Below are 20,708 nucleotides of genomic sequence, written 5' to 3'. Positions count from 1 at the left end.
AGCATGGTGAGGGGCGTCGCCGGCCCGACACGGCCGGACCGGCGACGCCTCCCGCGCTCACGCCGGGAACGGCGGTGGTGTGGCCGCGGGGCGGTCGACCAGCGTCTGCAGGGCGAGCCGGACCGCGGTGTCCAGCTGCGGGTCCCGTCCACCCGCCCAGTCCTGCGGCGTCATCACCACCTCGACGTCCGGGTCGACGCCGTGGTTCTCCAGGTCCCAGCCGTAGCCCTCCAGCCAGCTCGCGTAGCGCGGCTGCGTGACGAGGGTGCCGTCGACCAGGTGGTACCGGTTGTCGACGCCGATCACCCCGCCCCAGGTCCGCACGCCCACCACCGGCCCGATCCGCAACGCCTTGATCGCGGCGTTGACGATGTCACCGTCGGAGCCGGAGAACTCGTTGGCCACGGCGACCACCGGTCCCCGCGGGGCGTCCACCGGGTAGCTCCAGGGCCGGTAGCCGCGGCCGAAGTCCCAACCGATGATGCGCCGTGCCAGCTTCTCCACCACCAGCTGCGAGGTGTGCCCGCCGCGGTTCTCCCGCAGGTCCACCACCAGCGCCTCCCGGCGCAGCTCCAGCCGCAGGTCGCGGTGCAGCTGCGCCCAGCCGCTGGCCACCATGTCCGGCACGTGCAGGTAACCCACCCTGTCCTCGGAGATCTCGTGCACGTGGGCGCGCCGGTCGGTGACCCAGTCGTGGTAGCGCAGCTGCTCCTCGTCGTCGAGCGGCACGACCACGACGCGCCGGGTCCCACCCCCGTCGCCCGGTCGGATCGTCAGCTCGACGGGCCTGCCGGCGGTGCCGGCCAGCAGCGGGCCGGGCCCGCGCGTGGGGTCGACCGACCGGCCGTTGACGGCGAGCAGGACGTCGCCGGCGCGTACCCCGGCGCCGGGCGCGGCCAGCGGCGAGCGCGCCTCCGGATCGGAGGTCTCGCCGGGTAGGACCCGGGCCACCCGCCAGCTGCCGTCGTCGGCGCGCACCAGGTCGGCGCCCAGCAGGCCCTGCCGGCGGGAGGGGTCCTCGCTGCCGGGCGGGCGCACGTAGGCGTGCGAGGTGCCCAGCTCGCCCTGCACCTCCCACAGCAGGTCCACCAGGTCGTCGTGGCTGCCGATGCGGTCCAGTGCGGGGGCGTAGCGGGCCAGCACGGCGTCCCAGTCCACACCGCCCATGTCCGCCCGCCAGAAGTGGTCGCGCATGAGCCGTCCGGCCTCGAAGTAGGACTGTCGCCACTCGGCGGCCGGATCCACCTGGACGCGGATGCGGGCCAGGTCGACCTCGACGACGGCGTCCGGGCCGCCGTCCCGGTCGGCCTTGCGGTCGGCCGGCTGCACCCGCATGGTGCCGCGGTCGCGCAACACCACCCGGCCGCCGTCCCCGCTGACCTCGAACGAGTCCAGCCCTTCGACGAGTTGTTCGCAGCGGGCCTGCTGCAGGTCGAACCGCTCGAGCACCGGGCGCGGCTGGTCGCTGTCCGAGCCGGCCACGTCGTGGCCCAGCGCACCCACCAGCGGTTCGCGCAACCACAGCACGCCACCCTTGCCGGCACGCAGGCCCGAGTAACTACTTGCCTGCACTGGGAAAGGAACGGCACGCTCGGCGATTCCCTCGGTGTCCACGGTGACGGGGTCGCTGCCATCGCTGTCACCGCTGTCGTCGGTGTCGCCGAAGGGCCGACCGCCGAGCCGGGGGTCGAATGGTGAGGGCGAGCGGGCGCCCAGCGGCACCAGGTAGGGCCGGCAGCCCGCCGGGAACGACAGGTCGAAGACGTGCGCGTCGTAGACCGGGTCGAAGGTGCGGACCGACAGGAACGCCAGGTGCTTGCCGTCGAGGGTGAAGACCGGGTCGTAGTCGACGAATCGCAGTGGGGTGACGTCGATGACGGTCGGGTCCGCCAGGCGCGCCATCCGGATCTGCCGCAGTGGATCCGGGCCCGGGTGCGACCAGGCCAGCCAGGCCGAGTCCGGGGAGAACGCCAGGTCCTGCACCTCGCCGTCCACGGAGCGGGCGACCTCGCGCAGGGTCGCGCTCGCCACGTCGACGGCGAGCAGGCGCCCGTCGTGGGTGGCCACGGCGAGGGTGCGGCCGTCCGGCGAGCTGGCCAGCTCGAGCACTCGGCCGAGCTGGCCGGCGGCGACCCGGTGTGGTTGGGCATCCGGTTCCGGGCCGCCGCAGGGGGCGATCTCCAGCGCGTCCTCGCCCTGGGCGTCGGTGACCCAGGCGACCTTGCCGGTGTCGCCGAGCACGACGGGGGTGCGGGCGCGCACGCCGGGTTGCGCGCAGAGCACGGTGGCCGGGCCGTCCCGGTGCGGCAGCCAGTGCACGGTCCCGCGTGCCTCCACGACGCTCGCGCGGCCGGTGCGGTCGGGGGCGAACTCGCCCAAGTCCTTGCTCGCGCGCAGCGGGTATGGCTGGCGTGCGGTGCACGGTCCGCCGAGCCGCACGTCCAGCCGGCCCGGCTCGGAGTCCAAATCGGACAGTAGCCAGAGCTGGCCGTTGCATTGGTAGATCACGCGACCGCCGTCGGTGCTGGCGTGCCGCACGTAGAAGTCGCCGTGGTGGCTGTGCTTGCGCAGCTCGGTTCCATTGGAACGGATCGAGTAGAGGTTGGCCACGTCCTCGTGGTCGGAGACGAACACGATCCGGTCGCCCACCCAGCCGACCGCCTGCAGCTGGCCGTCCACTTCGGACAGGAAGCGGTGGAACCCGTCTTCCACCGTGCCGAGCCACAGCTTGCCGGCCGTTCCGCCGCGGTACCGCTTCCAGTAGGCGGGTTCCGGGAAGATCGCGGAGGTGAGCAGGATGGCGTTGTCCGGGCCGAAGGCGACATCGCTCACCGGGCCGAACGGGAGCCTGCGCGCCGGGCCGCCATCCACCGGCACGGCATACGCCCAGGTGCGTCGGGACGAGGGTTGCCCGGCGCTGGTGACGGCGAGAACCTCGCCGTCACGCGTCCACCCGCGAACCCCGGTGCGGGACGCGCCCCAGTGCGTCAGTCGCTCGCTGGGGCCACCGTCGACCGGGGCGACATGCGCTTCGGGAAGCCCGTCCCGATGGCTCGTCCACGCCAGGCGCGTGCCGTCGGGCGAGAACCTCGGGTGGGTGGCGGGAACGCGGTCCGCGGTCGCCCGCCAGGCCCGCCCCCCGTCCAGCGGCGCCAGCCACACGTCGTTCTCGGCCACGAACGTCACGAGCCCACCGTGCAGGTGTGGAAATCGGAGGTAACCGGTCACCCGCGCGACGTTACCCGTCGTGATCGCGGTGGGCGGACCTTGTCAACCCGGCCCGCTGAACCAGTCACCCGGCTCGTCCGCTTCCCTTGTGCGGGTGGCCGGGTTGATCGGTCAGCTTTCGGTGGGCCAGAACCGGCGCCACCCCTGGGCGCCCATGGTCGCCGGGTCCACGCCGGCCTCGCGGGCCGCTCGCTCCGCGGCGCGTACCTGCTCGGCGAAACGCCGGGACACCGCCCGCAGTTCGCCCTCCGGGTCCTCACCGGCCTGCTTGGCCAATGCGGCCACCGCGAACAACACCTCGCCCGCGGAGTCACCGTCAGGGAGGAGGTCGGCCGGGAAGCCGGCACGGGCGGCGCGCTGTGCGAGCTTGGCTGCCAACGCGATCGCGGGCTGCTTGGTGGCGACGCCGTCGAGCGCCGACTCCCGCTGCTTCTCCTCCTGCTTGAGCTCCTCCCACCGCCGCTGCTGGCTCGCGGCGTCCCGCACCTTCGGGTCGTCCTCGTCGAACACGTGCGGGTGCCGGCCGGTGAGCTTGGCGACGAGGTCCTCGGCCACGTCGTCCACGGTGAACGGGTCCGCGGTGTCCTCGGTGGCGACCCGGGAGTGGAACAACACCTGCAGCAGGACGTCGCCCAGCTCCTCGCGCAACGCCCGGCGGTCGTCGTCCTCGATCGCCTCCAGCAGCTCGTAGGTCTCCTCGATGAGGTACTGCCGCAACGACTCGTGGGTCTGCTCGGCGTCCCAGGGGCAGCCGCCCGGGGAGCGCAGCCGGTCCATCACCGCCACCGCTTCCAGCAGGGCCGCGCCGGCCGGCTCCGGGGTGCCGAGCAGCGGCGCGCCCGCGGCGTGCAGCGCGGCGGCGGCCAGCTCGGTGGCGCAGCCGGTCACCAGCACGACGGGGTGGCGGGCCGCCTCGTCCAGCAACTCGTCCGGCTCGGGTGCCGGCCGCGCCCCCAGGGCCGCCCGCATCGCGGACGGCACGTCGGCGGCGGCGTAGACCTCGGCGGCCGCCCGCACCAGCGGGGCCGCCGGGGCCGGCAGCACGGCACCGAGGCGCTGGCTCAGCAGCACGACCGCACACCCCGGCACGGGCGCCGGGCTGTCGGCGAGGTCGGTGAAGGACTGGTCGGGCGTGCTCACCCCTCCAGTGTTACTGCTTGCGCTCGGAGCCCTGCACCCGGATGCCGCCGGCCTCCTTCGCACCGGGCACGACCGCCAGCGACATCGGGTCCCACATGCCGTAGCGCGGGCTGACGCGCACGCCCAGCAGGTCGGACAGCGGGGCGAGCATCCGCACGCCCAGGGCCTCCAGCTGCAGCGGGTCGACGCGCTCGGGGTTCACGGTGCCGTCGGCGTCCGTCCGCCGGTCGCGGATCACGGCGACCAGCCACTGGCCCTCCTGCTGGCTGACTGGGAAGGCCACCACCGTGTTCTTCTCCGCCCCGAACAGCGGGGTGGAGGCCAGCTGGAGGTTGTCCGCGGCACGCAGGGTGTGGCCGGTGCCGGCGGGGATCCCGGACTTCCTGTCGGCCGCGATGACCTTGCGGGCCTGGTCCGGGTCGGCGAGCTGGCGGGCCTTGCGCTCGGCGGCCTCGCGCGAGGGCGCCTGGGTGAAGTCGATGGTCACGGCCAGCTTGTCCAGGTACTTGCGACCCAGCTCGACCAGCAGCAGCTGGTCGCGGGCCCGCTCCCGGAAGGTGCTGGCGTCGTAGACCGTGCCCTTGGACGCGGCCTCGGCACCGCCCTGCTTGTCGATCAGCTCGGTGACCTGCTCCTCGTTGACGTGTAGGCCCTCGCGCTCGGCGGCTCGGCTGACCAGCTCGTGGCGCACCGACAGGGTGGCGATGTTGCGGGCGACGGTGTCGAGGTTGCCCTGCCGGCGCAGGTCCTCCTTGATGCCCGGTTCCTTGCGGTACAGCGAGTCGAGCCGCTGCTGGATGTGCTCCAGCGGGATCTTGTTGTCGCCGACGATGGCGGCGGCGCCGACCTGGCTGGGCCCGGAACCGCAGCCGGCGACGAGGCCGACGGCGACGGCCGCGGCGGCGAGCAGGCCGGCCGGGCGGCGGACACGACGACGAATGACGGCTGTCACAGTCGCCTACCCTCTCACGCCGGTGACAACGAGTCAGCAGGTATGTCAGGAATCGTGACGGAAGTTTTCGGCTCGCCCCGCTCCGGCGTGCAGCGTCCCGCCCCTGGACAGCCCCCTCCCGCCCATCCCGGGTCGGTTCACAGTGACGTAGAACTGGGGCGTGGTGAGCGCGGTGGTGTTCGACGTCGGCGAAACGTTGCTGGATGATTCACGGGAGTGGGGCGCATGGGCCGACTGGATAGGAGTCCCGCGGCACACGTTCTCCGCCGTGCTCGGGGCCGTCACGGCCGCGGGTAGGGACAACGTCGAGACATTCCAATACTTCCGTCCCGGCTTCGACCTCGCTCGTGAACGTCAGCTGCGTGAAGAAGCCGGGCTCGGCGAGCAGATAGACGAGGGGGATCTGTACCCGGACGTGCGTGCCGCCTTGACAGCGCTCCGCGCGGACGGCCTGTGGGTTGGGATCGCTGGCAACCAGACGGCGCGTGCCGGGGAGCTGCTGCGTGCGCTGGACCTACCCGCGGACTACATCGGCACCTCGGGCGAGTGGGGAGTCGCCAAGCCACAGGCCGGATTCTTCCATCGCATTATCGAAATCGCTCCTGGCCATCCGGACCAGATCGTGTACGTCGGCGATCATCGTGACCATGACCTGCTGCCCGCGAAGGCGGCCGGCCTACGTGCCGCGTTGATCAGGCGGGGTCCGTGGGGATATCTGTGGGCCGAAGACCCCATCGTAGGAGCCAACGCGGACTGGGTGATCAACTCCCTCCACGAGCTACCCGAGCTGCTGCTTGCGCAGTAAGGCTGGCCTCATCGCCGCTGGGCGTGGAGTGGGCTCCGCTGCGGCTGCTATGCAGGTAGCTCTGAGTAGTCCGTTGATCCGGCGGACAGTGCCTGCAATGCGCGAGCCAACCGTCGTCCCATGTCCGGACGGAGCCGCCGGCTGGCTTCGTCACGATCGACCAGGCTGCATTCGCTGATCTCAGGGTCGATCGGGCACAGGCCGGCAACTTGGCCGGGTGTGAGGATGCCGCCATCGAAGATGAAGACGAGTTGGTCGTCTCATAGTCCTCGCGGCGCGACCCAGTCGAGCAGGAGAAGGCGGGCGGGGGTGATAGTGAGTCCGAGTTCTTCGATGAGTTCTCTCTTCGCGGCTGCCCGGGGTGGTTCGTTGGCCTCCGCCATCCCACCGGGGAGATCCCAGTGTTCCTTATAGGTGGGATTGACCAGAAGAACTCGATCCCCCTCGTCACGTATCAGCACGTCCGCAGTGACCCGCTTCCTGGCTTGCCTGGCGTTGCCCTCAGCAAGGAATGCGAAGCGCTCTTCATCGTTAGTCAGACCGGCCACGGCGTGTTCTGACATCCTTCCCGCCCTCATGACCGCCGCTGGGCATTGAGAGCGGACAGGACTGGAATGGTCGCAATCTTCTCGGCGGACAGACTGTTCCATACCAAACCAGCCCGCTTCCTACCCGAGAGGCAACGGATAATCTCATGGGGTGTTACGACGATGTCCACACGAAAGTCGTGTTCGGCTTCAGGAAGTGGTTCTTCGAGTACCTGGAGGTCGTGGACGGTGGTAGCTATGACAGTCCGGTCGGTGACCAGTCCGGCCTCGTGGAGCAGTGCGATTTCGATATCGGAGTAACCAGCGCCCTTGCCAATCCGCACCCCCTCGAGGTTGACGGCAACACTCCCGCATACGACGAGGTCGACCGGCTGCATGTCCGACACGTCCACCGGCTCCCCCATCTGCCGTGCTACTCGTCGATCAGCCGCCTGTTTCGGAGGGACTTCCAACGTGGCAGGGTCGAGTCGGTAGAAGGGTTTGTCCTCGGCCAACATTGGCACCGCCATGTAGACGAGCTTGCCCTGCTCGAGGGCCAATGCACGAACAGGTCGCTGTGCTTTGTCCGGAACGGACTTGACGGTTCGCGCAGTACTCCATTCCGGCAACCGGGCCAGTTGCCGCGCGGCAAGTTCAGCACCGACGAAGTGCGGAATGCGTCCCGACGCACCAGGTGGGTGAGCCACCCCACGAAGGTCGAGAACAGACCATATCCGCTCACGAGTCGACCATTTGGCTTGATCGATGTCTTGCCACATGACGACCTCCCCGTCACATCGTAGCCAGGAGCATAAGCATTCGGTCATGAAGATACTGAACCTGTTGTTCGTCCCGCCATTTCCGAAGTTCCCGGCCGGCACTGAAAATGATGGTGAGCCCACCACCCCCCTGCGTTGCCTCAACAACGTCAATGGCCTTGTGTAGCGTGTTGGTCGCCGCGTCGATCTCACCCTGGCGGAGATAGGCCAGGCCGAGGTTACCGAGTGATATGGCTCGTGACTTTTTCCAGGTAGGAGCGGACCGCACTGACCGCTCCAGGTACGTCTGCGCGCGCCGATAGTCACGAAGGAAGAGAAAGCATGAACCGGCAACGCGGTCGAACTGGGCTTGTGAGGGCAGATCCGCTGCCGCATCGGTTAGCTGGATATCGACGAAACGGCCTTCGGCTTCACCCAGAGCCCGCTCAGACGCCCGGCGTTCACCGAGGATTGCGTGGGCTTCGGCAGTATGTAGCCAAGCGAGTCCACCAAGAGCCTGACTGGCCCCCTCAGCGGCTGCGGCCGCGCGCTGGGTGAACGCCAGCCCCGTCTGGGGATTCCGCTCGGCATAGAGTGCGAGATAGCTGGTGCGCAGCAGCGCATGTGCTTCGATCGCCGGATCGGGAAGCTCCTGTGCCGCGCGGAGCGCTTGGCGGAAGTAGCTTCGAGCTGTCTCCTGGTCTCGGCGCTGTGATGCATCCCAGACAAGCTGGCCCATGAGGATGGCTGCCTCAGCGAGCGCGGCCGTGAGTTGCCGCGCCACCTCCCCAATGCCGGCGTAGCGCCGGAAGAACTCGATCTGTCCCAGACATTGCCCAGCCTCGGCGAGCAGTGACGTGGAAGGACAGTGGTCGTAGCCGTCAGTCAGCATCCGAACTTGCTGGCGCAGTTGAGACGCCGTTGTCAGGTCAACACTCGTCGGATGAGACCTAACGAATGCCATGCGGTCGTCTAACTGGTTCCTTCGAGGCTCGTCATGCTCAAGCAGTTCCCCAAGCCGACCGGGCTCAATCTGAAGTATCTTCGCAAGTCCGCGGCGCAGCCAGGGTTGCGGGGAGGTCTCGCCGGCCTCCCAGCGCGCAACTGTAGAACGCTCGACGCCCAGCCGCGCGGCGAGTTCTTCCTGCGTGAGCCCTGCTGCCTTGCGTGCATTGGCCAGCTGCTTCCGCTTGCGCGCCATGCTGTACCTCCGCATCCGTATGGCCAGCCACTGTAGCGGTGCAGCTCACCGGGACTGATGCGGTGTTCGTGCGTCATTTCTGCGTCACCACGGCGCTGGGTTGAAGCCACCGTTCGCGCTTCGCTTGAACCGGTCAGAAGCCGTAACGGATGCATCGGGAGGATTGCCGTGACAGGCACGTTCATGCTGGTTCGGTTCTTGCCCGGGATGGTGGGGGAGACATCGCGGGTGGTGCATCTGGTGCCTGCCCCGTCTGCGCCCGAGCTACCTACCGAGCTCGTCGCCTATTGCGGCACCACGATCCCGCCGGATGCTGCCGAGCGGCTCGACGCCGTCGAGGGCATGCCGTGCACCACGTGTCTGCTAACGGCTCCGCTGCCCACCGCGAGCTGCACGCCAAAGCTTCCCTCCGAGGCGACGGGGTGATGGCGGTGGAACTGCCAGCGCTACTGCGGTCGCTGCCCGGTGGGGTCCTGCCCCCGGAGGTGCGGGCCGAGACCCGGACCTTTCGCTGCGGCACCACCCGCACCATCTACCGTTGCCCGTTCTCCACCGAAGGTCCCGTCCGCGGCATCTGGGATGGACATGAGGCGTGGCTGTTCATGTACGCCCACTTCGTCTTCGTCTGGCCGGTGGGCGCCGCCCAACTCCAGGTGCGACACGGCACCCTGCGCCACTCGATCCCACTGTTCGACGACATTCCCATCAGCGGAGCAGGTGAGGCCACCACACTGCGGGAATTCGGTATCGCCTGGGTCCACGAACACCTGGCCCGTTTCATACCGCAACGAGGGAAGGAGGAGTGATGCCCCATCCACCATGCCGAGGACCATCGACCATCACCGGTGTCTGCGGTGACTGTGACGGCAAGGGCTGCGCCAACTGCGACTACACCGGATTCATCACCATCGTCGACGACTGACCCAGACCGGAGCGCGAAAGGCGGGTGTGGTTCCCCTGTTGACCTCAATGGGAACCACACCCCCAACGGAGGGCACCGAAGCCGGTTCGATCAACTCGACGTCGCCGCCACCGGGACCTCGAGCGACTCCAGGAAGTCGGCGCACCACTTGAGCAACGGCACGTCCCGCAACGGGGGCGCACCGATCCGCCCACCTGCGGCGCCCTCCGTCGGCCGCGGCAGTGACACCGTCTTGGCCGCCGCCTTGTAAAGTGCCTTCGGGTAAAGACGCTTCATCCGCACCTGCTGCGAGTCACGCAGCTCCAGCGGAGCGAACCGGATGTTGTTGCCCTGCAAGGCAACCTCGGTAACCCCGTACTGTCGGCACAGTTGCCGGAACGAAGCGACCGCGAGCAAATGCTCGACCTGCGCGGGCAATGGCCCGTACCGGTCGGTGAGCTCATCCCGCACCCCGTTCAACGCCTCCGCGTCCGGTGCGGCGGCAATCTTGCGGTACGCCTCCAACCGCAACCGCTCCCCCGGCACGTAGTCGTGCGGAATGTGCGCGTCGACGGGAAGATCCACCCGGACCTCCGCCAGCTCCTCCTCAGCCTCGACCGCTTCGGCCCCGGCGTGCTTCCGGAATGCGTCCACGGCCTCGCCGACCAGACGGACGTACAGGTCGAAGCCGACACCTGCGATGTGCCCCGACTGCTCGGCGCCCAGGATGTTGCCGGCACCGCGAATCTCCAGGTCCTTCATGGCCACTGCCATGCCCGCACCCAGTTCGGAGTTCTGCGCGATCGTGGCCAGCCGGTCGTGCGCGGTCTCGGTCAGTGGGGACTCGGAGGGGTAGAGGAAGTAGGCGTAGCCACGCTCGCGGGCGCGGCCGACCCGGCCGCGCAACTGGTGCAGCTGCGCCAGGCCGAGCAGGTCCGCCCGTTCCACGATCAACGTGTTGGCGTTGGAGATGTCCAGGCCGGTCTCGACGATCGTGGTGCACACCAGGACGTCGTACTCGCGCTCCCAGAAGCCCTGGATGATCTTCTCCAGGCGGTCCTCGTTCATCTGGCCGTGCGCGGTGACCACCCGGGCCTCCGGCACCAGCTCCCGGACGTGCCGGGCCGCCTTCTCGATCGTCTTGACCCGGTTGTGCACGAAGAACACCTGGCCGTCACGCAGCAGCTCGCGGCGGATCGCGGCGGCCACCTGCTTGTCGTCGTAGCCGCCGACGTAGGTCAGCACCGGGTGCCGCTCCTCGGGCGGGGTGAGGATCGTCGACATCTCCCGGATACCGGCCATGCTCATCTCCAGCGTGCGCGGGATCGGCGTGGCGGACATGGTGAGCACGTCGACGTGGGTGCGCAGCGACTTGATGTGTTCCTTATGCTCGACGCCGAAACGCTGCTCCTCGTCGATGACGACCAGGCCGAGGTTCTTGTAGCGGACTCCGGTCTGCAGCAGGCGGTGCGTACCGATCACGACGTCGACCTCACCCTCGGCCAGGCCCTTGACCACCTGCTCGGCCTCGAACGAGTCGGTGAACCGGGAAAGACCCTTGACCGTGACCGGGAACGCGCGCAAGCGCTCGGTGAAGGTGTTGAGGTGCTGCTGGGCGAGCAGCGTGGTGGGGACCAGGATCGCGACCTGCCTGCCGTCCTGCACCGCCTTGAAGGCGGCCCGCACCGCGATCTCGGTCTTGCCGTAACCGACGTCGCCGCAGATCACGCGGTCCATCGGGACCGCCTTCTCCATATCTGCCTTGACCTCGTCGATGGCCGAGAGTTGGTCGGGCGTCTCGGTGTAGGGGAAGGCGTCCTCCAGCTCGCGCTGCCACGGGGTGTCCCCACCGAAGGCGTGGCCGGGGGCGGCCTGCCGGGCGGCGTAGAGCTGGACCAGCTCGGCGGCGATCTCCTTGACCGCCTTGCGGGCCTTGGCCTTGGTGTTCTTCCAGTCCGAGCCGCCCAGTCTGTTCAGCGTGGGTAGCTCGCCACCGACGTAGCGGGAGACCTCGTCGAGTTGGTCGGTCGGCACGAACAGCCGGTCGCCGGGCTGTCCGCGCTTGCTCGGCGCGTACTCCAGCACCAGGTATTCGCGGGTGGCGCCGGCCACGGTGCGCTGCAGCATCTGCACGTACCTGCCGATGCCGTGCTTCTCGTGCACGACGAAGTCGCCGGGCTTGAGCGCGAGCGGGTCGACGGCGTTGCGCCGGCGGGAGGGCATGCGTCGCATGTCGCGGGTGGAGGTGCCGCCCCGGCCGCCGGTGAGGTCGGTTTCGGTGAGGACGACCAGGCCCGCGCCGGGCGCGAGGAAACCATCCTCGAGCGCGCCCCGGACGACCGTGACGAGCCCGCCCTGCGGGGCGGCCGGGAGGCCGTCGCCGAGGCGCGCGGGAACGTCGGCGTCGCCGAGCTGCTCGACCGCACGCTGGGCGGTGCCGGCGCCGGGGAAGACCAGGACGGCCGCGCCGCCGGTGGCGAGGTGGCCCCGCAGGTCGGTGAAGGCGCGGTCGATCTCGCCGCGGTAGCCCTCGACCGCCCTGATGTCGAGCCGCAGCGGCTGAGCGTCACCGTCCTCCGGGGTGGTCTCACCGTTGGTCGTGGCCTCGGCGGTGGTGAACTGGCTGAGCGTCCACCACGGCAGGCCGGCCGAGCGGGCGTGCTCGACCACGTCGGCGAGCTCGCGGTAGGCGGAGGCGCCGAGGTCGATGGGGGCGGTGCCGCCGCCGGCCGCCGCCATCCAGGAGGCCTCCAGGAACTCCTGGCCGGTGCGCCTGAGGTCGTGGGCGCGGGTGCGCACCTTCTCCGGGTCGGCCACGAGAACGTGCGTTCCCGCGGGGACGAGCGCGGTGAGGAGCTGGAGCTTGCCGGGGCAGAGGGCGGGGATCAACGCCTCCATGCCCTCGCACGGGATGCCGCCGGCGATCTTCTCCAGCATCTCGGCGAGGTGCGGGTCCCCCTGGTGTTCGGGCGCGAGCTCGGCGGCGCGGGCCCGGACGTCGTCGGTGAGGAGCAGCTCGCGGCACGGCGGGGCGAACAGCTCCTCGACCGGGTCGGGGAGGGAGCGCTGGTCGGCGACGGCGAAGGAGCGGATCTCGCTGACCTCGTCGCCCCAGAACTCCAGGCGCAGGGGGTGTTCGGCGGTGGGCGGGAAGATGTCGATGATGCCGCCGCGCACCGCGTACTCGCCACGCTTCTCGACCAGGTCGACGCGGGTGTAGGCGAGCAGGGAGAGGCGTTCGGCGAGGTGTTCGAAGTCGTGTTCGCCGCCGACGCGCAGGCGGATGGGTTCCAGCTCGCCCAGGCCCGGGGCCAGCGGCTGGATGAGGCTGCGGACCGTGGTGACGACCACGCGGAGCGGCCCGTTCTCCTCGGGGTGGGCGAGGCGGCGCAGGACGGCGAGGCGGTGGCCGACGGTGTCGGCGCGGGGGGAGAGGCGCTCGTGCGGCAGCGTCTCCCAGGACGGGAAGGTGGCGACGACGTCGGGGCCGAGGAGGTCGCCGAGGACGGCGGCCAGCTCGTCGGCCTCGCGGCCGGTGGCGGTGACGGCGAGGACCGGGCGGTCGGCGCCGGCCGGGCTGGCCAGGGCGGCGGTGACCAGCGGGCGGGCCGCGGCCGGGCCCTCGACCTCCAGGGCGGCGGTGCCGGCGGCGGTCACCACGCCGGCCAGGTTTTCGTCGGTCAGGGCGGCGCTGAGCAGGCCGGACAGCGGAGCGGGCTGCGACACGGGACTCCCCCTGTGGGCGTTCGAAGGACGTGTCTGGTGGCACACCGACACACCCCTGCCCAGGACGAGCCACCGGACCAGGGGTCTCACCACCTCACTTTACGACCTCCAGGCGACACGTTTCGCGAGCGCTCTACCCACCGGTTGCGCGACCGTGTGTTCATCGACCGCTGAGCATCCCTGCGCACTTCCTGCATGCGCGGCCCGGCGACCAACGCGCACACACCCCACCTCATCGCCGTGAGTCAACACCACCTCGGCCATGGTCATTCCGTGGTTCGAACGACGCACAGGTCGGCCGCGAACCGGTGGCCGGGCTTCATGTCCCGTGCCCCGAGCACGTTCGCGTTCGGCACAGCGTTCGCATACGTCACCGGAGTACCTCGGTGCGTCGGCCAGCCGCGATCACAGTGCGGAGGGGGAACGCGATGAGCAGCGCGACAGCGACGAGTAGTCCGCTTGCCCACAGCGGCCCGAGGTTCCCGACTGGGGTGCTGAGGGTGGTCGCGGCGACGAGGGGGCCGACGGCGGCGCCGACGTTGAATGCCGCGGTCGCGTAGGAGCCGGCCATGGTGGGGGCTCCCGCGGCCTCGTAGAGGACCCGCGTGATCAAGGTGCTGCCCAGCGCGAACGACAGCCCACCCTGCACGAACACGAGGGTGAGCAGCGCGACCGGCTCGTCGGCCAGCGCAGCCAGGACCGGCCAGCCGACGAGCAGCAACGGGCCGCCGGCCGCGATGACCAGCCCGGGGCGCTGGTCGGACAAGCGCCCAGCGACGGTGACACCGGCGAAGGAACCGACACCAAAAAGCATCAGAACGACGGAGATCCACAGCTCACCCAGCCCGGCGGTGTCGGTCACGACGGGTTTGAGGAAGGTGAAGCTCGCGAATGTTGCCGCGTTCACCAGCGCGCCGAGCAGCATGACCAGAAGCAGTCGCGGACTTCTGAGCTGTGCGAGTTCCGATCGCAGGGCTGGCCCGTCAGCCGCGTCCTGCTGTCCACGGCGCGCCGGGATTCCCTTGAGGATGCCGATTGCTGCGGGCAGGCAGAAGACGGCAACAGCCCAGAAAGTGGCCCGCCAGCCGAACAGTGTGCCGAGTACTGATCCCCCTGGGACACCGGCGATCGTGGCCACCGTGGTGCCTGACAGCAGCACAGCGAGCGCGCGTCCCTTCTTGTCGGCAGAGACCAGCGTGGCGGCAGTCGTCAGGGCCACGGCGAGGAACCCCGCGTTCGCGAGCGCTGCGACGACCCGCGTCGCGAACAGGACCGGGAAGCTCGAAGTGGCAGCGCCCACGACGTGGGCTGCCAAGAACATGAGGACGAACCCCAGCAGGCCGGACCGTCCAGGCCAGTTGCGGGCAAGCCCGGCCATGAGCGGGGCACCGACGACCATTCCGATCGCGAAGGCCGAGGTGAGCGTGCCCGCCGTCCCGACTGTGACGTCGAGGTCAGCGGCGATGTCCGGCACCAGGCCGGCGAGCATGAACTCCGAGGTGCCCATGGCGAAGACCGCCATGGCAAGCAGGTACAGCGGGAGAGACATCGAGTGGCTCCGAGGTGAGGAGAAGCACGAGAAGGTCATCTCGTCACCGCGGTCAGCACCCAGGGGCGCACTCGTCCGGCCGCAGAACGCGGAGGGACGGCAGGACTACGAGCTCAGTGGTTCAGGGGCTGACGGCGTGACCGAAAGCCCCCACTTTGACTGCCTCAGGACTCGACATGGCCGGCACGTTACCCGACCGACGTCCGTCGAGACACCTCGGTTTCACCGGCGTCGGCCGGTGTCAGCAACGTCATGTCCCGCAACACACAGGAGCGGCCCCGGAACTCGTTCCGGGGCCGCTCTTCCTTTGTGGTTCCAATTTTCTGTCTGTGTTACAACCTTCCGGTGTGTTGTTCGATCCAGCTCCGGTGCACCGGCACGTTCACGTAGGCGGACGGGTAGATGCCACAGGTGGAGGTCCTGCTGGTGGCGAGGTGGCTTGCGACACCGATCAGCTGCCACTGTCCGGCGACCTTCTTCACCTGTGGGCCGCCCGAGTCGCCATAACAGACGCCGGAGTTGCGGCCCGGGCTGTCCGTGCAGATCTCACTGCCCTCGTTGATGAACTCGCACCTGCTGTCCGGCAGGATGGAGGTGTCGAGTTCCTGCAGGGTGTCCGGGAAACACCGCGGCCCCTGCCGTCGCGGGTCGGGGCAGGTCGTTCCCCACCCCAGGATCCGGGTGGCGGTGCCGGCGGGGCCGGCCTCGGCGGCGATCGTCGCGGGAATCGTTGTCGCCGACCGGGAGAGCCGGATCAGTGCGATGTCGTGCCACAGTCGCTGGGTCCGGGTGTACTCGGGGTGCAGGATGAACTGCGCTGCCGGAAGCACTTCCCCACCCCGGCTGGAATCGTGGGTGTTGACCCGGATCTGCCAGCCGGCCGGGTTCAGCACCTTGCTCTTGTCACTTCCCTCGTGCAGGCAGTGCGCCGCGGTGACCGCCCAGTTCCTGGCGATCAGCGTGGCACCGCACATGTGGCCGCTGTACCGACGATCCTGAAGCGATGCCATGGAACCGTAGTTCACGGTGGCATCGCGGCCACCGATCACAAACGGGGTCATCGCGTCATCGTTCGGTGCCGCTGTCGCCGCCGGCACACTCGTGCCACCGAACGCGGTGGCCACCGCGGCGAGGAGGCCCACGAGCAGGGGACGTGCCCTCCATGCCCTCATTGGTCTTCTCCGTTCTCCCAGGTTCGGCCCTTGCCTGGAAAGGACGGTAAGGAGACCCCGCTCATGACGGGTACCTACCGAGGAGTCAAGCAGCCATAACTCCTTTCGATAAGTCCGGCACCAACCAAACCCTCGCCTCCATACGGCTCGGGAAGTCGCTGCACGATCCGCGACCACAGCACGGGTCCCCCGCGACCGGTTTCCGCCTTGCGGGAACCCGCCGCTGGCCGGGCAACGGGTCGCCCGGTCGTGGCGGGCGCACCGGGAGCACAATGTGAGCGTGCTCACCCGAAGTCTTCGACGACTGAGTGCTGCCCTGCTCACCGCCGTGTTCGTCGTGGCATGTGGCGGCTCGAACGAGAACGCTCCGAGCCCCGCCTCCAATCCGGAGCCGAGGGCGGAAGGGGATCCCCGGCTGCGTGTGGAGGTGGTCGCGAGCGGCCTCGAGCACGGCTGGGAGGTCGGGTTCCTGCCCGACGGCAAGATCCTGGTACCGCAACGGCCGGGGCGCCTCGATCTGCTGTCGAGCGGCCAACCGGGGGCAACGGTGACGCGGGTCGACGCCGACTTCGACGATGTGTGGGTCGAGCACGAGACCGGCCTGATGGGCATGCTCGTACACCCGGACTTCGCCGAGAGCCGCCGGTTCACCACGTGCCAGTCGAAGCTGGAGGGTGGTAGGCCGGTCGATGTCCGGCTGGTCACCTGGGAGCTGTCACAGGACTACAGGAGCGCGCGGCGGGTGGTCGACCCGCTGCTGGCCGGGCTACCGGTGGACGATGTCACCGGCCGGCACGCCGGCTGCCGGTTGCGGCTGGACTCCGACGGCGCGCTGCTGGTCGGTACCGGTGATAGTGCCCGGAACAACCTCGCCCAGGACCGGCGCAGTCTCGGCGGAAAGGTGCTCCGGCTTGACCTGAACACCGGTAAGCCGTGGCCAGGTAACCCTTGGTTCGACTCGGAGAACGAGAACGAGCGGTACGTTCTCACCTACGGGCACCGCAACGTCCAGGGCATTGCCATCCAGCCCGACAGTAATGAGGTTTTCCTGGCCGAGCACGGGCCGACGGTGGACGACGAGGTCAATCTGCTCGTCCGTGGTGGCAACTACGGCTGGGCACCGCGTGGCGATGACTCGGCCGCGGCCTACGACGAGAGCGTCCCTATGACGGACACCGTAAGGTTCCCGGACGCGGTACGCGCGCTCTGGAGTTCCGGGAGCCCGACGGAGGCAATCTGTGCGGTGGAGTTCCTGTCCGGTAAGCAGTGGCGTGGGCTTGACGGCGCATTGGTCGTCACCGCGTTGAAGGGGCGCAAGATCCTGGTCATGAGGCCCACCCGGGATGGGGAGATCGGGAAGGTCAGCGTGCCGCGGGAGCTGGACGGGACGCATGGCCGGCTGCGTGCCGCCCAGCTGGGCCCGGACGGTGCGCTCTACCTGACCACGAGCAACGGCAGGGACGACAAGGTCCTCCGCATCACGCCAGCATGATCGGATGTTTCTTTTGTCCTGCAAGAGACCCTGTTCGCGGCTCACGCTGCGAACAGAATGGCCACGCTTCTTCCACGGCGAGGCCGGATCGGCGGCCGATACCCGAGGGCGAAGTGATCTCGGGGAAGCTGACCTGTGGGTCACACGTCGGCGCGGTCGGTCGGCAGGAAACCGCGATCAGTCCCGGCGGGTGCGCAGGGTGGGTGCGTGCTCCAGGTGGGACAGGCCCTTCCATGCGAGGTTGACCAGGTGTGCGGCCACCTCGTCCTTCTTGGGCTTGCGTACCTCCAGCCACCACTGGCCGGTCAGGGCGACCATCCCGACCAGAGCCTGGCTGTAGAGGGCGGCGAGCTTCCGGTCATAGCCGCGGGCGTCGAACTGCACCCCGAGGATGTGCTCCACCTGGCTGGCGATGTCGTTGAGCAGGCTGGAGAATGTCCCGCTGGCGCTGGCGACCGGTGAGTCGCGGACGAGGATCCGGAAGCCGTCGGTGCAGTCCTCGATGTAGTCGAGCAACGCGGTCGCCGCCTGTTCGAGCAGCTGCCGCGGGTGACCGCCGGTGAGCGCCGAGACGATCCGATCGAGCAGGCTGCGCATCTCGCGATCGACGACGACGGCGTAGAGCCCTTCCTTACCGCCGAAGTGCTCGTACACGACCGGCTTGCTCACCCCGGCCCGGTGCGCGATCTCCTCGATCGACGCGGCTTCGAAGCCCTTCTCGGCGAACAGTGCCCGCCCGACGTCGAGGAGCTGTTCCCGGCGTTCCTTACCGGTCATGCGCACGCGGACGGTCCTGGCGTCGCCACCGCCGGCTGCGTCCCCCCGCACTCGTCCTCGCCGTCGCACCGCCACCCGAACAGCCTAAATGACACCTCGACCCAGCCGGACGGCGCGTCACCTGCGGACGTCAGCCCGGGGTGGAGGTGGCCGTTCGTCCCTCGGTCGTCTCCTCGACCTCCGTCGTCGTGGTCGTGGTCGTTTCCGTTGTCGTCACCGTGGTCGTGGTGGCGGTTGTCGTGGGGTCGGTGGTCCCCGTCACGGTGGAGGTCGGTCGAGCGGTCCGGGTGGGTGGCACGCCCTTGGGCCGTGCCCGCTTCCCCGCGGCGGTGATCTGGACGACGTGCTGGCCACCAGGATCACCCGTACCGGCCTCCGGGATCACGATCTGCGCCGCGAAACGGCCCTCGTACAGGGCGCGGAACCGGATCACCAGCGAGCAGGGACCTTCTCCGGGGTGGACGGGCCAGGCCGAGCAGCGCGGGTCACCGGATGCGGCGGAGAATGCACCCTCCTGCGCGGCAACCACATACGCGTTGCCCGGAACCAGGCCGCTCCCGTGGCAGGGAGCCACCGTGTACACATAGGACCGTTCGAGGGACGATCCTACGGCCACCTCACCGAGATCGAGCTGATCTCCGGTCAGGCAAGTGGGAATCTCCCTGGCGCGCTCGGGCGGGACGGGCGGCGGAGGCGGCGCGGTCACGTTCTCAACGGTCTCCTCGACCGGGAACGATGTCGGAACGATGATCGCCGGGGGCTCGGGCAACGACCGGGGTGCCATGCCCCCGAAGCTGGCGAGCGCGAGGCCGCCGGCCACCGCGATCGCCGCCGTCGCGCCGAGCACGAGCGGTTTCGTGACCAGCATGCGGGCCAGCTCCAGGCTGCCCCGGTCCAGCTCGGGCGGGGCGGCCGGCATCGGGGGCACCGGGGCGCCGCACACCTGGGCCTGCGCCTGGGTCGCCGCTGCCGCGTGCTGGTCGCCCACCCGCCGCCACAGGGTGATCGCGGCGGTGAACAACGCGCCCGCCGCGGTGCCCTTGCCGAGCGTGGCCAGCCGGACGCCGGACTCGTGGGCGAAGTACGCCTCGTCGCGGGTGGCGCGGATGGCGCGGGCGGCGGCGCGACCGATGTCGAGCACCTCGCCCCAGGCGTCGAGCCGGAGCGCCCGGGCCAGCACCGGCGCGACGATGCGGGCCAGGCTGACGGCCTCCACGCAACCGCCGCTCGCCACGGAGGCACGCAGGACACGGATGACCACCGGAGCAACCGCTGCGACCGCGTGTGCCTGGCGCGCGGCGGCCACCCAGGAGATCAACGTGGTGGCCAGGTCGGTCGGCGCGGTGTCCGGCGCGACGAGGGTGGCGACCCGCTCGGCCAGGGAGCCGGCCAGGCGGTGGCCGGTGCCGTCGTCGATGGCGAGACCGAGGCGGGCCAGTAGGTCGACCCCCGTGGTGTGATCCAGGCGGGCGAGCGTCAGGAGAACGGGCGCCGGGACGGACACGCCGGGCAACGCGGCGAGCACCCCCAGGGCTCGGCGGGCGTCGGCGTCGAGGTGGGCGGCGAGGGCGAACGCCGCCTGCTCGGCGGTCCGGTACTCCGACAACGCACCGCCGTCCGTTCGCATCGCGGCGGCGAGCTGGATCAGGGTGAGCGGGTTGCCGGCGCTGGCCTGCCACAGCTCGGCGGCGTCGATGCATTCCGGCCCGCTCAGTGGGCGGCCGAGTTCACGGGCGATCAACGCGGTGGCCACATCGGCGGACACCCCCGTGATCTCCACCGACCGGCCGCCCGATCGGAGCGTGCGACGCGGGGAGGCGATTAGGACGTCGCAGGCGGGAACCGCGTCGAGCAGCACGGCCAGGTCCTCGGCGGTGCCGGCGAAGTCGTCGACGACGAGCAGGGCGCGCACGGTGCTGAGGAACCGGCGGAGTGGCAACCGTTCGGGGCGGTAGCCGATGTCCGCGTAGCGGGCCGTAAAGAGCTCCTGGAGGAGGTCATCGACGCCGCGCCCAGCCGCGGACAGGTGGATCGAGTCGTGCCCGCGGGCGGCGTGCCTAAGCAACGTGCTCTTACCGATCCCCGCGGGCCCGTACACCTGCACGGGCAGGCCGGCGGCCAGGGCCCGGGCGATCGTCTCGAACTCGGTCTGCCGCCCCAGGGGCTCCGGCCCGGGCCGGGGTGGTGGGGCGAGCGGGCGGTCCCGGGGGTGTGCCACCGGTGGCTCGTCGTTGCGGATGGTCACCGACGACCCGTCGCGCGCGTTGATCACCAGCTTGTGCGTGCGGTTGTTGCCGCCGACCACTACCGCCGCGCTGACCTCGCCAGCGATGAACGCGCGCAGACCCCCCTGGTCCGACATCTCCCGCGCTCCCACCTCGACGTGTGGTCCGCACAGGCGCGGTGCGGTCAGGCCAGACAAGCACAGCCGGATAGCGGCAACAACCCGAGCGATCAGACGACACCCGGTCTGCTGATCT

General features: G+C 69.7%; 15 protein-coding genes. 4 read left to right on the top strand and 11 right to left on the bottom strand.

The window, feature by feature from the left end:
• Window positions 1–57: 57 nt before the first annotated feature.
• The 3 genes from IEY55_RS25170 to IEY55_RS25160 form a co-directional block, all read right to left on the bottom strand.
• Complete coding sequence (locus IEY55_RS25170) at window positions 58–3,228, bottom strand: S41 family peptidase (protein WP_189061017.1); 3,171 nt, start codon at window positions 3,226–3,228, stop codon at window positions 58–60.
• Between the two features lie 111 nt (window positions 3,229–3,339).
• Entirely contained in the window at window positions 3,340–4,368 is a 1,029-nt protein-coding gene (locus IEY55_RS25165) for a nucleoside triphosphate pyrophosphohydrolase (protein ID WP_444543298.1), read from the bottom strand.
• Window positions 4,369–4,378: 10 nt separating this feature from the next.
• A complete protein-coding gene (locus tag IEY55_RS25160) occupies window positions 4,379–5,320 on the bottom strand; it encodes a SurA N-terminal domain-containing protein (RefSeq protein WP_189061016.1) in 942 nt (313 codons plus the stop codon).
• 160 nt (window positions 5,321–5,480) lie between these two features.
• Between IEY55_RS25160 and IEY55_RS25155 the strand changes: the two genes are divergently transcribed.
• The gene (locus IEY55_RS25155; RefSeq protein ID WP_189061015.1) at window positions 5,481–6,125 is read left to right on the top strand and encodes an HAD family hydrolase; all 645 of its coding nucleotides are present in this window, start codon (window positions 5,481–5,483) and stop codon (window positions 6,123–6,125) included.
• Window positions 6,126–6,385: 260 nt separating this feature from the next.
• On the opposite strand, the gene IEY55_RS32265 is transcribed toward IEY55_RS25155, so the two are convergent.
• The 3 genes from IEY55_RS32265 to IEY55_RS25140 are packed head-to-tail and all read right to left on the bottom strand — an operon-like array spanning window position 6,386 to window position 8,611.
• Window positions 6,386–6,673 carry an NUDIX domain-containing protein gene (locus tag IEY55_RS32265; protein WP_229686740.1) on the bottom strand — a complete coding sequence of 96 codons (288 nt, stop codon included), beginning with the start codon at window positions 6,671–6,673 and terminating at the stop codon, window positions 6,386–6,388.
• A 26-nt stretch (window positions 6,674–6,699) separates the two neighbouring features.
• Window positions 6,700–7,431: a 5-formyltetrahydrofolate cyclo-ligase gene (locus tag IEY55_RS25145; protein WP_189061014.1), complete on the bottom strand. Its 732-nt coding sequence runs from the start codon at window positions 7,429–7,431 to the stop codon at window positions 6,700–6,702.
• 13 nt (window positions 7,432–7,444) lie between these two features.
• The gene (locus tag IEY55_RS25140; protein WP_189061013.1) at window positions 7,445–8,611 is read right to left on the bottom strand and encodes a helix-turn-helix domain-containing protein; all 1,167 of its coding nucleotides are present in this window, start codon (window positions 8,609–8,611) and stop codon (window positions 7,445–7,447) included.
• Between the two features lie 168 nt (window positions 8,612–8,779).
• Between IEY55_RS25140 and IEY55_RS25135 the strand changes: the two genes are divergently transcribed.
• Both IEY55_RS25135 and IEY55_RS25130 read left to right on the top strand, forming a co-directional pair.
• Window positions 8,780–9,037 carry a hypothetical protein gene (locus IEY55_RS25135; RefSeq protein ID WP_229686739.1) on the top strand — a complete coding sequence of 86 codons (258 nt, stop codon included), beginning with the start codon at window positions 8,780–8,782 and terminating at the stop codon, window positions 9,035–9,037.
• A 5-nt stretch (window positions 9,038–9,042) separates the two neighbouring features.
• A complete protein-coding gene (locus IEY55_RS25130) occupies window positions 9,043–9,417 on the top strand; it encodes a hypothetical protein (RefSeq protein WP_189061012.1) in 375 nt (124 codons plus the stop codon).
• Window positions 9,418–9,623: 206 nt separating this feature from the next.
• Here the strand turns inward: IEY55_RS25130 and mfd are convergent, their stop codons facing one another.
• The 3 genes from mfd to IEY55_RS25115 all read right to left on the bottom strand — a co-directional run bounded on the left by mfd (window position 9,624) and on the right by IEY55_RS25115 (window position 15,959).
• Window positions 9,624–13,238 (bottom strand): transcription-repair coupling factor, encoded by a 3,615-nt coding sequence (mfd, locus tag IEY55_RS25125; RefSeq protein WP_189061011.1) that lies wholly within the window; start codon window positions 13,236–13,238, stop codon window positions 9,624–9,626.
• A gap of 370 nt (window positions 13,239–13,608) precedes the next feature.
• On the bottom strand, window positions 13,609–14,787 hold the full coding sequence (locus IEY55_RS25120; RefSeq protein WP_189061010.1) for a Cmx/CmrA family chloramphenicol efflux MFS transporter: 1,179 nt from the start codon (window positions 14,785–14,787) through the stop codon (window positions 13,609–13,611).
• A gap of 332 nt (window positions 14,788–15,119) precedes the next feature.
• A complete protein-coding gene (locus IEY55_RS25115; protein ID WP_189061009.1) occupies window positions 15,120–15,959 on the bottom strand; it encodes a S1 family peptidase in 840 nt (279 codons plus the stop codon).
• 280 nt (window positions 15,960–16,239) lie between these two features.
• Here IEY55_RS25115 and IEY55_RS25110 point away from each other — a divergent pair, with 280 nt between their 5' ends.
• Entirely contained in the window at window positions 16,240–17,451 is a 1,212-nt protein-coding gene (locus tag IEY55_RS25110) for a PQQ-dependent sugar dehydrogenase (protein ID WP_189061008.1), read from the top strand.
• A 177-nt stretch (window positions 17,452–17,628) separates the two neighbouring features.
• Here the strand turns inward: IEY55_RS25110 and IEY55_RS25105 are convergent, their stop codons facing one another.
• Both IEY55_RS25105 and IEY55_RS25100 read right to left on the bottom strand, forming a co-directional pair.
• Complete coding sequence (locus tag IEY55_RS25105; protein WP_189061030.1) at window positions 17,629–18,228, bottom strand: TetR/AcrR family transcriptional regulator; 600 nt, start codon at window positions 18,226–18,228, stop codon at window positions 17,629–17,631.
• 130 nt (window positions 18,229–18,358) lie between these two features.
• Window positions 18,359–20,590 (bottom strand): hypothetical protein, encoded by a 2,232-nt coding sequence (locus tag IEY55_RS25100; protein WP_189061007.1) that lies wholly within the window; start codon window positions 20,588–20,590, stop codon window positions 18,359–18,361.
• Between the last annotated feature and the right edge of the window lie 118 nt (window positions 20,591–20,708).

Origin of the sequence: Longimycelium tulufanense, assembly GCF_014645795.1 — a bacterium.
In the GTDB taxonomy this organism is placed as follows: Bacteria; Actinomycetota; Actinomycetes; order Mycobacteriales; family Pseudonocardiaceae; genus Longimycelium; species Longimycelium tulufanense.
The sequence above is the reverse complement of the archived record's forward strand: the minus strand, read 5'-3'. Positions and strand labels throughout refer to the sequence as shown.